Genomic DNA, 12,478 nt, shown 5'->3' with positions numbered 1-12,478 from the left:
CACAATCAAAGCTTCGCCTTAACCGCCGCCAACGCATCCTTCCCGTCTACCGTCTTCACCCCGTCCAGCCACTTGTCCAACACCGCCGGATTCGCCTTGATCCACGCCTTCGCCGCCGCGGCATTAGTGATCTTCTTGTTCACCACCTCAGCCATGATGCTGTTCTCCATTTCCTGAGTGAACGACAGATTGGTCAGCAATTTACCCACATTCGGACACGCCTCGGCGTAGCCCTTGCGCGTCAACGTAAACACGCTGCCGGTGTCGCCAAAGTACTTCTCGCCACCCTTGAGGTAATGCATTTTCAACTGCACGTTCATCGGGTGCGGGGTCCAGCCGAGGAAGGTGACGAATTTCTGCTTCTTCACCGCTCGCGACACTTCCGCCAGCATCGCCTGTTCACTGGATTCGATGAGCTTCCACTGACCCATGTCGAAGTCATTCTTCTTGATGATTTCCTGCAGCGAGATATTCGCCGGCGCGCCCGAACCGATGCCGTAAATTTTGCGCTCGAACTTGTCCGCGTATTTGTTCAGGTCGGCAAAGTTATGCACGCCCGCGTCCCACACGTAGTCCGGCACGGCGAGGGTGAATTCGGTGCCGTCGAGGTTCTTCGCCAATTGCGTGACGTCACCGGTGGCGACGAACTTGTCGTAGAAGCCCTGCTGCGCCGGCATCCAGTTGCCGAGGAACACATCCACTTGGCCGTCCTTCAACCCGCCAAAGGTGATCGGCACCGCGAGGGTGTCGACTTTGGCCTTGTAGCCCATGCCGTCCAGCAGAAACTCGGTGATCGCGTTGGTCGCGGCAATGTCGCTCCAACCCGGATCGGCCATTTTCACCGTGTCGCAGCTCTGCTCGGCGAATGCCGAGGCGCTGCTCAGGGCGAGCAGGCCAACCGTCACTACTGTGGATAACTTACGCATGGACTTCCCCTTAACATTATTGGTTTTGGCAGGGTTGTGGATAACGTGCTTTGTGTTCCAGATCATCGAGGTCGATGTGGTTGCGCATGTATTGCTGACTGGCGTCCACCAGCGGCTGGTGATCCCAGCTCTTCAGCTTGCCGATGGTTAACGCGTCGGCAACAAATCGGCGGCGGCGCTGGCTGGCCAGCACTTCCCGGTGGATCGCCGGAATGTCCCACTTGGCCCGCGCTTCGGCGAGAAAATCGTCGAACAGTTGGCGATGTTGCGGCGATTGACTGAGTTCTTCCAGTTCGCGCGGGTCGTTGCTTACATCGAAGAGTAGGCAAGGGTCGCTTTCACTGTAGATAAATTTGTAGGCGCCGCGACGGATCATCATCAACGGGCTGACGGTGCCTTCGGCCATGTATTCGCCAAACACTTCGTCATGACCGCCCTGCCCTTGCAAGTGCGAGACCAAGGAGCGGCCATCCAGCGGCAGACCCGGTTCCAGCGTGCCGCCCGCCAGTTCAACGAAAGTCGGCAGCAGGTCTGCAGTCGACACGGCAGCGCTGACCCGGCCTGCCTCGAACTGGCCCGGCGCACTGATCAACAGCGGCACGCGGGCGGCCATTTCGTACCAGTGCATTTTGTACCAGAGGCCTTTCTCGCCAAGCATGTCGCCGTGGTCCCCGGAGAACACAATGATGGTGTCCTCGATCAGCCCGGTTTCTTCGAGGGTTTGCAGAAGTTTGCCGACGTTGGCGTCGATATAGCTGCACGCCCCGAAGTACGCCCGACGCGCATCGCGAATCTTATCCACAGGCAGCGGCTTATCCCACAGGTCATAAACCTTGAGCAGTCGCTGCGAATGCGGGTCGAGTTCGTGTTGATCCGGGGTTGTAGGCAACGGGATATCGGCATCGTCGTACAAATCCCAGAATGCTTTGGGAATGGTGTACGGGTCGTGCGGGTGAGTCATCGACACGGTCAGGCAGAACGGCTGATCGCCATCCTCGCGGATGTGATCGAACAAGTATTGCTGGGCCTTGAACACCACCTCTTCGTCGAAATCGAGTTGGTTGGTGCGCACGCATGGCCCGGCCTGCAATACCGACGACATGTTGTGATACCAGCTCGGCCTTACGTCCGGCTCATCCCAGTTCACTGCCCAGCCGTAATCGGCCGGATAGATGTCGCTGGTCAGGCGTTCTTCGTAGCCGTGCAACTGATCGGGGCCGCAGAAATGCATCTTGCCCGACAGTGCGGTGCGGTAGCCGAGACGGCGCAGGTAATGGGCGTAGGTCGGCACATCGGCAGGGAAATCGGCGGCGTTGTCATAGGCGCCGATCTTGCTCGGCAACTGGCCGCTGACCAAGGTGAAACGCGACGGCGCGCACAAAGGGCTGTTGCAATAAGCGGCATCGAACACCACACCTTGGGCGGCGAGGCGGGAAAGATTCGGTAGTTTGATCGGCGAAGGGCCGTAAAACGGCAACATTGGCGCGGCCATCTGATCGGCCATGATGAAAAGAATATTCTTGCGCTTCATGTGATCGCGGCATTCCATAGTGAATATTTATGCGACATTGCTGCGATCGAGCATGGAGTCCATGCTGTATCGGGTAAAGCCCGCGCCGGGCAATGACTAGGATAAGCACCGCTTATGTATGAAGCCTTGGGTGATCTGTCCCTCGACCTGTTACGTGCTTTCGAGGCGGCGGCGCGACATCGCAGTTTTACCGCCGCGTCGGTTGAACTCGGCACCACCCAGCCGGCTATCAGTCAACAGATCAAACGTTTGGAAGAACAACTGGGCACGCGCCTGTTTGATCGCATCTATCGCGGCATTGAACTGACCGAAGTCGGCGCGATCCTGTTCGAGCAGGTAGCCCTTGGTTTGCAGAATATCGACGCAGGATTGAGCGCGATCAGCGCTCAACAGCAACACGAGGTGCTGCAAGTCGCCACCGACTTTGCCTTCGCCGCGTATTGGCTGATGCCGCGCTTGCATCGCTTCCATGAGGCCAACCCCCACGTCGATGTCAGCCTTGTCACCAGTGAGCGAAATCACAATATGCTGCGCACGGATATCGACGTGGCGATCCTGTTTGGCGATGGACGTTTTAAACAGGGTGAAAGCCATTGGCTGTTCAGCGAAGAAGTGTTCCCGGTGTGCAGCCCGCAATTGCTCAAGGAACGTCCGGCGCCCCTGCCCGCTCACGCGCTGCTGGATTTGCCGCTGCTGCATTTGCGCGGAGAAAACAGCAGCAACTGGTTCGACTGGAGCGGTCTGTTCCGCGAATTGGGCATCACCACACCGCCGGCGCCGGGGCAGTTGCGTTTCGATAACTACACGCTGTTGATTCAAGCAGCGATTGGCGGTCAAGGCGTGGCGATCGGCTGGCGGCACCTTGTGGATAACTTGCTGAGTCAGGGTTTGCTGTGTCGACCCATAGCCGAAACGACCCTGTCGCGCCTCGGTTATTACGTAGTGCTGCCGCAACGCAAACGCCGCGGTGCGTTGATTCAGCAGTTTGTCGATTGGTTGATGGCGGAACAGGCGAGCAGCGCGGAGTCCTTGAGTGGGCTGGCGCTGCCTTCGATTGCGGTTTGAGGATCAAAAGTCGCAGCCTGCGGCAGCTCCTACACCGATCTCATGTAGGAGCCGCCGCAGGCTGCGATCTTTTACGAATCTGAAGCCGCGACAAAATTCACATGCTGGCCCACATGCAGATTCAACCGCAGCTCATCGGCAATCCCCACCGCCACGCGATTCAATCGCTCCAGCGGTTCGGCCAGCCCCGGCTCCAGGTTGCCGCCGACCTGGCTGAAATGCTCAATTGTCAGCCCGGCCACGCCATGCGGCGCATTGACCAGCGTCCACTGCAGCGGACTGCTTTGCAGTGCTTCGCGGATTTCCTCAGCGGCGTGACGTTGCAAGCGGTCATCCAGATCCGGCTCGTCGAGTACGGCAAAATCGCCCACCAGAAACAACCGCGTCACATTGGCCAATTGCAGACCATCGACCAGCGCATCGACCGCCAGCACCTGTTCAACCGGGCCGAGCACGATGGAGCGTTCGACGTGATCGCTGCTGAACGGCAACCCCGGCGCGTCCAGCAGGCAAATCACCGCCGAGCTTCCCGCTACGCTTTGATTGACCCGCTCGACATCGAACAGATCACCACTTTTAGTGCGCAGACCCGGACGCGGCGCGAGTGCGGTCAAATCGTCGAGAATGGCGATGACTTCATGCTGGCGGCGCAGCAACTCAGCCATCAACGCACCGCCCAGGCTACTCATGGCACCATAGAGCACCACTTTTACCGCCGGGGTTTCGGCATTTTTCATGACTGATCTCTTTTGTTATCCCTTGTATGGCGTGTGACATACGGGCAACGCCGAGGGTTCGAACCGATTTCCGAGGGTTTCAGATGCAAGCGATCAAGGGCTACCACGCCCACGTCTATTTCGACGCCAACTCCATCGATCAGGCGCGCGCGTTGTGTGAACAAGCCGCGCAGTTGTTCCCCTTGAAAATGGGCCGCGTCCACGAACGCCCGGTCGGCCCGCACCCGGACTGGAGCTGCCAATTGGCCTTCGGCCCTGAGCTGATCGGCGATGTGCTGCCGTGGCTGGCGCTCAATCGTCAAGGCCTGGTGGTGTTTCTGCATCCGGACACCGGTGATGATTTGCTCGACCACACCGAACATGCGATCTGGATGGGCGCGATGCGGCCGCTGAACTTGTCTGTTTTTTGATCAGAGCGTTTCTTCGGCTTCGCCCGGCAGATGCGCGTCCAGGTGCAGCCATGGCAACTGGCTGTCCGTCCAGATATGCCGTTCGGCGGTTGCCAGCTCAGGGTGATCAAGGGTGGCGATGGTCACGTCGATACTTTCGGGGCTGAGCAACGTGATCAGTGCCAGTTGCGCGCCGCAGTTCGGACAGAAGAACCGCGCGCAACTCTGCGACGAGTCATAACGCGACGGCGTCCCGGCCAACCATTGAAAGTTCGCTGCGGGAACGGTGATCCACGTCGTGACAATCCCGCCGCTGACCTTGCGGCAAATCGAGCAATGGCAGTGGGCGATGTCGTGCAACGGCCCGTTGAACTGATAACGAATGTGTCCGCAATGGCAGCCACCGCTGTGCAATTGGCTCATGTTCAAAGTCCTCCCGCCCGTAATCATTGACTCTAGTTCGCATCCGACGGCCGGTTGACCGTTCATTCAAAGCTTTCTGCAGCGAAAGGTAGCTGAAAGCTTCCGCGATTAGGATCGCCTCACTTCCGGCAACAGACCGGTTGGCCAATGCGTGTGATGCCTCGCACGAATGGCCCAATTAACAACAACAATGGTGATTCTGATGTCCTCTGTAGCCCGCCTCCTCGCTCTGACTCCGCCCGTACGCCTTGTGCTTCCCGTTCTGCGCTGATCCCGCCCGATCCGCTCACTCAACTAGCCGCGCTACGCCTGGAGTATTCCCATGCTGACTTTCCTTGGCTTCGCCATGGTCATCACGTTCATGTTCCTGATCATGACCAAGCGCCTGTCCGCGCTGATCGCTCTGATCATCATCCCGATCGTCTTCGCCCTGTTCGGTGGTTTCGCCCCGAAGATCGGCCCGATGATGCTCGAAGGCATCACCAAACTGGCGCCGACCGGCGTGATGCTGATGTTTGCCATTCTCTACTTCGCGTTGATGATCGACTCCGGCCTGTTCGACCCGGCCGTGCGCAAGATCCTCAAACTGGTCAAGGGCGACCCGCTGAAGGTGTCGGTCGGCACCGCCGTCCTGGCGCTCGTGGTTTCCCTCGACGGTGACGGCGCGACCACCTACATGATCTGCGTAGCGGCGATGCTGCCGTTGTACAGCCGCATCGGCATGAGCCCGCGGATCATGGCCGGCCTGATCATTCTCGCCGGCGGCGTGATGAACATGACCCCGTGGGGCGGCCCGACCGCCCGTGCCGCGAGTGCGCTGCATGTCGACCCGTCGGACATTTTCGTACCGATGATTCCGGCCATGGCTGCCGGTGTCGTGGCGATTCTGCTGATTGCCTACTTCTACGGCAAACGTGAGCGTGCGCGCCTCGGTGAGCTGCATCTGGTTGGCGATGATATCGATCACAGCGAAATCAGCGTCTCGCAATTCCCGGATGCCCGCCGTCCGAAGTTGATCTGGTTCAACGGCGCCCTGACCTTCGGCCTGATGTGCACCCTGATCGCCGGCCTGCTGCCGTTGCCGGTGCTGTTCATGGTCGCGTTCAGTATCGCCATGATCGTCAACTACCCTTGCCTGCAGATGCAGAAGGATCGCGTCGCGGCTCACGCCGGCAGCGTGCTGGCAGTGGTCGGGCTGATCTTTGCGGCGGGTATTTTCACCGGTATCCTGTCGGGCACCGGCATGGTCGATGCGATGTCGAAAAGCCTGTTGGCGGTGATTCCGGATTTCCTCGGCCCGTACCTGGCCGTGATCACGGCGCTGGTGAGCATGCCGTTCACCTTCTTCATGTCCAACGACGCGTTCTACTATGGCGTGTTGCCGGTGTTGGCCGAAGCCGCCAGCCACTATGGGATCACCGCAGTGGAAATGGCCCGTGCCTCGATCGTCGGTCAGCCCGTCCACTTGCTGAGCCCGTTGGTGCCATCGACCTATCTGTTGGTGGCCCTGGCCGGTATTGATTTCGGTGACCACCAGCGTTTCACCCTGAAATGGGCGATCCTGGTGTGCATCTGCATTCTGATTGCTGCACTGCTGTTGGGGACTTTCCCGGTGTTCAGCACTCTATAAGCCCAAGACTCACCGTTTCGGGTCCTGGCTTCGCGGTTTGAAGCCCGGACCTTTTTCGGTTTAACAATCGCTCAAAGGAATACACATGGAATGGCTGACCAACCCCGAAATCTGGGTTGCCTTCTTCACCCTGACCGCCCTGGAAATCGTCCTCGGCATCGATAACATCATCATGATTTCGATCCTGGTCAGCCGCATGCCCAAACACATGCAGCAGCGCACCCGGATCTTCGGTCTTGGCCTGGCCATGATCACCCGCATCCTGTTGCTGCTGTCGATCACCTGGGTCATGCGCCTCACCGCCGACCTGTTCGAAGTGTTCGGCCAAGGCATTTCCGGTCGCGACCTGATCCTGTTCTTCGGTGGTCTGTTCCTGCTGTGGAAGAGCTCGCAAGAGATGTACCACGCGCTGGAAGGCGAAGACGAAAGCGACGACACGCCTGGCGGTAAGGGCGGCAACTTCCTCTACACCATCATTCAGATCGCGATCATCGACATCGTCTTCTCGCTGGATTCGGTGATCACCGCTGTCGGCATGGTTTCCCACGTGCCGGTGATGGTCGCGGCGATTGTCGTGGCCGTGCTGGTGATGATGCTGGCCTCGGGCAAGATCAGCGAGTTCATCGACAAGCACCCGTCGCTGAAGATGCTCGCGCTGTCGTTCCTGCTGGTGGTCGGTACCGTGCTGATTGCCGAGTCGTTCGACGTGCATGTACCGAAAGGCTACGTCTACTTCGCCATGGCGTTCTCGCTGGCGGTTGAGGCGATCAACATCAAACTGCGCGGCGCGATGGCCAAAAAGAAACAGCAGCAAGACCCGGTGAAACTGCGCAAGGACATCCCGGGCCAATAATCCGGTAGTCCTGAATTACGCAACATCCCTTGTAGGAGTGAGCCTGCTCGCGATAGCGGTCTGTCAGTCAACATCAATGTTGAAGCTGACGGCCCTATCGCGAGCAGGCTCACTCCTACATTTGTTTCTGGGTTCAGGCAGGGGGAACGAGGTTGTCGAGCACCCGATTCACCGCCAACTCACTCAACATGATCACCTGCGCAATCCCCAATAACGAACTGCGCTGCGGTCCGTCGATAAACCCGGCCAGATCACTGGCCATGATGCTCGCCGACGCTAGTGATTCGCAGGCGTGCACCAACAGGGTTTCGTTATCCACGGCGGGATCGATGAGGAAAATGTTGCTGGGTCTGCGTGGTGCGGCGGGGTCTTGTTTGAGGCCGGGACAGAGATAGAAATCGAGGGCGCGGTCGGCGGCTTGTTTGAGTCTTTGCGCTTCGAGGTCGGGGTGAGGAAGATCGGTGACCGGTGGATCTGGCGTTATCTTTTTCATATTCAGCTGCTCCATAAAATGAAGCCACTGCCGTTCTCTACTAAAAGAAGGGAGGCGGCTGTACGCAGGTTAGTAGACCGGGGAGCTAGCTTTTCCGGCGCACCCGAAGATGCCCTGCGCACAACCACCATCAGGATCAGGCATAGCCTGACGCAACGGTGCTTGCGCACAATAACTAGCAACCCGGGCTACTAATCCCGACCACTGATGAGCAGTGGCCAGCAAACGATAGAGACCAGCCCCGAAGCGCACAAGCCGGCGGATTCTGGCGTAGCCGTAGGCAACGGCGCAAGGTTTTGTAGCCTTTCTGACGTAACACCGCGTGTGCTTAAACACCCCGCAAAATCCGCGTTTAACACCCTCCACCACATCACCACAAAACCTGTGGGAGCTGGCTTGCCAGCGATAGCGGCGTGTCAGGCAGCATCAATGTCGGCAGTGCCGCCGTCATCGCTGGCAAGCCAGCTCCCACAGGGTTTTCAGCCCCCCACAGTGGCACATCGCAACCCTTTGAAACGGGATTCAAAGGTTGACGCCCCCCGCTCCGCTCGTTAGCTTCCCCGCTCGCCTCAAACGACAAACAAGGAGTGTTCATGTCTGGAAAACCCGCCGCGCGCGTCACCGATCCGACCACCTGCCCCATTCCCGGTCACGGCACCAACCCGATTGCCAGCGGCTCTGGCGACGTCTTCATCAACGGCCTCGCCGCCGCCCGCCTCGGCGACACCTGCACCTGCGGCCAAGCCCTCAATGGCGCGTTCTCCGCCACGGTGTTCATCAACGGCAAGAACGCCATGACCATCGACAGCACGGCCAGCCATGGCGGCGTTGTGGTCGGCGGCTCCGGTGACGTCATCATCGGCAGCTCGCACACGCCCGCGCCGTTTATCCCGCCGCTGCCGATCATTGGCCAGCCGCTGATCGAATTCAAAGCCGTCAGCGCCGGTAATGGCGAACCTATCGCTGCACAAGGCTACGAAATCGAAACCGCCGAAGGCCGCATCGTCAAAGGCCAGACCAACGAAAAAGGCATGACCCAAAGCGTCGCCACGCGCCAGCCGGACCTGGCCATCGTGCGCTGGACAGCCTGACTTTCAAGGAAGAACCATGACCGGACAATGCATCGCTCCAGACGACCTGGACATGAAAAAACTCTGGGACAGCACCTGCGAGCTGCCCACCTGCAAACGCGAAACCAACACCGCCGGCCCCAACCCGAAAACCCGCGTCGAAGTCCCGCTGCTGACCTGCAACTGCCTGTGGCGCCGCTTCCAGAAAGAAGCCGAAGACTGGGTCGCCCCCGGCGGCGTCCTCATCGCCGACCCCCAGGCCCGCAACCGCAAAATCAACGCCGCGTACGCGCAGCTGTGGCTGGCGGATAACCGCTTTCAGTGGGCGGGGCTGGCGGCGTTTGCTTCGAAGCAGGTGGGGTGTGGCTTGATCCACGCCACCAAACTGCAAACCGCCATTGCTGCGCAGAAAGCAGCGTTGGAAAAGCTGCGAACCGCCCCATCGGAAACCTTGTTCGAAGGTTTCGGATTCAAGTTCAGCAAAACCAATCCTGAGGTTGAACAGGAACTGGAAAAAGCCCGAGCGGCAAACCCGATGCCGACCGAGGACATCACTATCGGCGACAACCCACGCTCAGTGGTTCAGCAGCAGCTGGATTATGTGTATGAGATGTTGGCGCTGGGTAATACATCGCTGTTTCTAGACGTTTATCCGTTGCACCGGTTTTTTATGGTGCGGGGTTACAAGGAAATGGAGAAGTGTCTGAAGAGCCGGCGCGAAATCGCGAAAGATGTGATGTGGCCGATTGCTGAAAAAGTAGAGTTTGGCGCTGATAATCCTGAGATTTACGCAACCTTCAAAGCCATTGATCAGGGAAATATTTCCGGTAGCGTTGAACAAATGGCGCTTCATGAACAAGTCGACATTCTTCAGCCAGCGATGTACGACGAAACCCACTTTGCCCTGTTGATGCGAGGGACACATGGGGGTGACGTTATTTCTGTTGTGACCGGATTGTTGCCGGGGGCTGCCGAAGAAATCCAGCTTACTCTCGCTAGTCAATGTAAAGCGCCCGATAGTCGAAAAGTCGCTTTTGGCAGCAATCCGCTGGCTAACCTTGCCAATAAGGATCAGCGAATGGAGTTTGTACTGCGCGCTGCTACTCAATTTAACGAACTGCTTAAACAGCCGTCCTCTCGTGCAAAACTTGAGCAATCCATCCGTGAGATTGCAGCTGGCGGGGGAGTAAGGTGATGCGTAAGCGCAGTTTCTACGCCGCTGCCTTTGTTTTGGGAGCTATTGCGCTGACCCTCTATTTCGGAAGAGGTCCGCTACAAATTTCTTTCCACATTGGAAAAACATATGGCGATGTCGTACGCGACTCATCATTTCCTGTAACAGATAAAACTGCCATCTATCCCAGTGACCCACCTCACCCAAGTTCGACTTGGATCAGTAGCCCAGTGATCATCACTTTCGATGATGAGCAACATGGGTTCACGTTGCCCGTCACAAAATTCGGTGCGATTGGCTGGTCTGACTTCAAAGCGATCACCCTTTCTACGTCACCAATGCTGGAGACGGTGCCGTTCGAGCAAGCAGTGAATCTGCTGGGAGAGCTGCAGCAGATGTTCAAAAAGGCAGGTTGGTCGCCAGAAGCTGTTGAAGGGAATGATTGGCTCAAGACTGAAACCCAAGAGGACAAGGTGCGTCTTCAGACCAAGCTTTTTGATCAAATGGACGGTGTCATTCTGTTGATCCCACACAAGTACAGCCTGTTCCTCCACATCAAGTGCTATGCACGGTGCGATGAGCGGAATCCGGAGACGGCGAAATATTTGATTGATGTAGGTTTTGGTGAAGATCATTTCAGTGATTGATCGTTTTAAACCGTCTCGGAGGAAATCAACGACCTTGGCAGGTAAGCATTGGGTGTCGATGGGCGCCGCTACGATTTTGCTGGCTGGAGTTATGGCGTGGCCATTGGGTGCCAAGACCCTATCCGTTCATATCGGCAAACCCTACGAACGGGTCATTAAGGATTCAACTTTCCCGGTCGAAGATAAAACGGCGATCTATCCTGGCGATCCTAATGACCCGAAGGATCCCGCGCGCCCAGGCTCTACATGGATTAGCAGCCCGACCATCATTGAGTTTGATGATCCTGTTAATGGCTTCAAACTTCCCCCGACTGTATTCGGCGCTGTGACGTATGCAAGCCAGAGAGTCTCGACACTGACGACCTCGCCGATGATAGAAACTTTGCCGTTCGCAGAAGCTCTGGATCGATTAGTTGTTACTCAGAGCAACCTCAAATCGCGAGGATGGAAGCTTGAGCCTTTGGAAAAAAACGACTGGTTCAATCTTGACTCCATTCCGGAACGTGAGCGGCTACGGGCGAAACTCTTTGATCAAGCTGTTGGCATTGATTTGTACGTACCGGGAAAGTACAGCTTGCTGCTCTTGATCAAGTGCTACGCAAGCTGTGACAAGCAAGATCCGACGACTGCGAAATATCTGATTGATATCAGTGTGGGTCGGGATCGAAGCGGAGCATGAGTAATCGGTACAAGTGGCGCAGTCGATACTGGCGCAGAGCAGCGTTTTTCATGCTGTATGTATGCCTGACGTCTTTCCACTATCCGCTGGATTTTCTGGTCGTTCGCATCGGCAAGCCCTATGCCGAAGTCGTCAAAGACTCCAGTTTTCCTGTTGAGCGGAAAACAGCCGTGTACCCAAGTGACCCGCCCAAGGTCGACTCGACCTGGATTGGCAGCCCGGTCGTGATCACTTTTGATGACCCTGAACATGGCTTCACTTTGCCCAAAACCATCTACGGGGCGGTGGGCTACACCAAAGAGAAAGTAGACGGCATAACAACGTCTCCAATGGTTGAAACACTTCCCTTCGACCAGACGGTGAAACTTTTGAGTGAGCTGCAAGCGAGGTTCAGGGACGCCAAATGGATTCCTGAACCCGTTGAGGGAAATGATTGGATCAAAGTGCAAAGCGATGATGAAAAGCGACAGCTACAAGCGAAGCTTTTTGATCAGGCGGATGGGGTCATTCTGCTGGTTCCGCACAAATACAGCCTGTTGATGCACATCAAGTGCTATGCGCGTTGTGATGAGCGGAATGTGGAAACGGCCAAGTATCTGATCGACATCGGGCTCAGTAAAGATCATTTCAGCGATTGATTCAGCCACACCCGCAAACCCTGTGGGAGCTGGCTTGCCAGCGATGGCGGCGTGTCAGGCAACATCAATGTCGGTAGTGCCGCCCTCATCGCTGGCAAGCCAGCTCCCACAGGGATTTGTGGTGATTGTGGAAGGGGGTGGATGAAGTGCTTTTCATGACACTTTTGTTTCAATCCACTCTTTAGCTGTGCAATGCTGGCGCCCAGACCGTTAGCCAACTACA

14 protein-coding genes are annotated in these 12,478 nt (G+C 57.2%); 9 read left to right on the top strand and 5 right to left on the bottom strand.

Features of this window, described 5'->3' with window-relative positions:
- Positions 1-5: 5 nt before the first annotated feature.
- Entirely contained in the window at positions 6-926 is a 921-nt protein-coding gene (gene choX / locus ACIPIZ_RS22165) for a choline ABC transporter substrate-binding protein (protein WP_401167439.1), read from the bottom strand.
- 16 nt (positions 927-942) lie between these two features.
- A complete protein-coding gene (betC, locus tag ACIPIZ_RS22160; RefSeq protein WP_401167437.1) occupies positions 943-2,457 on the bottom strand; it encodes a choline-sulfatase in 1,515 nt (504 codons plus the stop codon).
- Positions 2,458-2,571: 114 nt separating this feature from the next.
- Between betC and ACIPIZ_RS22155 the strand changes: the two genes are divergently transcribed.
- Positions 2,572-3,522 (top strand): choline sulfate utilization transcriptional regulator, encoded by a 951-nt coding sequence (locus ACIPIZ_RS22155; RefSeq protein ID WP_064389705.1) that lies wholly within the window; start codon positions 2,572-2,574, stop codon positions 3,520-3,522.
- Positions 3,523-3,593: 71 nt separating this feature from the next.
- Here ACIPIZ_RS22155 and ACIPIZ_RS22150 read toward each other — a convergent pair whose 3' ends face one another.
- Positions 3,594-4,259: an NAD(P)-dependent oxidoreductase gene (locus ACIPIZ_RS22150; protein WP_122855370.1), complete on the bottom strand. Its 666-nt coding sequence runs from the start codon at positions 4,257-4,259 to the stop codon at positions 3,594-3,596.
- 83 nt (positions 4,260-4,342) lie between these two features.
- Between ACIPIZ_RS22150 and ACIPIZ_RS22145 the strand changes: the two genes are divergently transcribed.
- Positions 4,343-4,669 (top strand): DOPA 4,5-dioxygenase family protein, encoded by a 327-nt coding sequence (locus tag ACIPIZ_RS22145; RefSeq protein WP_064389707.1) that lies wholly within the window; start codon positions 4,343-4,345, stop codon positions 4,667-4,669.
- Here ACIPIZ_RS22145 and ACIPIZ_RS22140 read toward each other — a convergent pair whose 3' ends face one another.
- Positions 4,670-5,071 (bottom strand): GFA family protein, encoded by a 402-nt coding sequence (locus tag ACIPIZ_RS22140; protein WP_401167432.1) that lies wholly within the window; start codon positions 5,069-5,071, stop codon positions 4,670-4,672.
- A 322-nt stretch (positions 5,072-5,393) separates the two neighbouring features.
- Here ACIPIZ_RS22140 and ACIPIZ_RS22135 point away from each other — a divergent pair, with 322 nt between their 5' ends.
- Both ACIPIZ_RS22135 and ACIPIZ_RS22130 read left to right on the top strand, forming a co-directional pair.
- Complete coding sequence (locus ACIPIZ_RS22135) at positions 5,394-6,701, top strand: CitMHS family transporter (protein WP_064389709.1); 1,308 nt, start codon at positions 5,394-5,396, stop codon at positions 6,699-6,701.
- A gap of 85 nt (positions 6,702-6,786) precedes the next feature.
- Positions 6,787-7,554 (top strand): TerC family protein, encoded by a 768-nt coding sequence (locus ACIPIZ_RS22130; protein ID WP_034152222.1) that lies wholly within the window; start codon positions 6,787-6,789, stop codon positions 7,552-7,554.
- 133 nt (positions 7,555-7,687) lie between these two features.
- Here ACIPIZ_RS22130 and ACIPIZ_RS22125 read toward each other — a convergent pair whose 3' ends face one another.
- A complete protein-coding gene (locus ACIPIZ_RS22125) occupies positions 7,688-8,047 on the bottom strand; it encodes a DUF6124 family protein (protein WP_150647687.1) in 360 nt (119 codons plus the stop codon).
- 593 nt (positions 8,048-8,640) lie between these two features.
- On the opposite strand from ACIPIZ_RS22125, the gene ACIPIZ_RS22120 reads away from it, so the two are divergent.
- From ACIPIZ_RS22120 to ACIPIZ_RS22100, 5 genes are read left to right on the top strand one after another with little or no spacing between them, the layout of a single operon-like run.
- Positions 8,641-9,138: a PAAR domain-containing protein gene (locus ACIPIZ_RS22120; RefSeq protein WP_253481106.1), complete on the top strand. Its 498-nt coding sequence runs from the start codon at positions 8,641-8,643 to the stop codon at positions 9,136-9,138.
- 16 nt (positions 9,139-9,154) lie between these two features.
- Positions 9,155-10,312 carry a DUF2515 family protein gene (locus ACIPIZ_RS22115; protein ID WP_401167428.1) on the top strand — a complete coding sequence of 386 codons (1,158 nt, stop codon included), beginning with the start codon at positions 9,155-9,157 and terminating at the stop codon, positions 10,310-10,312.
- Positions 10,312-10,938, top strand: coding sequence for a hypothetical protein (locus ACIPIZ_RS22110; protein WP_224790802.1), 627 nt, complete (start codon positions 10,312-10,314; stop codon positions 10,936-10,938). Before ACIPIZ_RS22115 ends, ACIPIZ_RS22110 begins: the two co-directional genes overlap by 1 nt.
- Positions 10,916-11,617 (top strand): hypothetical protein, encoded by a 702-nt coding sequence (locus ACIPIZ_RS22105; protein WP_401167426.1) that lies wholly within the window; start codon positions 10,916-10,918, stop codon positions 11,615-11,617. Before ACIPIZ_RS22110 ends, ACIPIZ_RS22105 begins: the two co-directional genes overlap by 23 nt.
- The gene (locus ACIPIZ_RS22100; RefSeq protein WP_224790800.1) at positions 11,614-12,255 is read left to right on the top strand and encodes a hypothetical protein; all 642 of its coding nucleotides are present in this window, start codon (positions 11,614-11,616) and stop codon (positions 12,253-12,255) included. The genes ACIPIZ_RS22105 and ACIPIZ_RS22100 overlap by 4 nt, the downstream gene beginning before the upstream one ends.
- Positions 12,256-12,478: the final 223 nt, after the last annotated feature.

The sequence above is a fragment of the Pseudomonas sp. NPDC087690 genome, from assembly GCF_044743175.1.
Taxonomy (GTDB): Bacteria; Pseudomonadota; Gammaproteobacteria; order Pseudomonadales; family Pseudomonadaceae; genus Aquipseudomonas.
Note: the sequence above shows the minus strand (reverse complement) of the source record. Positions and strands in the feature narration are given on the sequence as shown.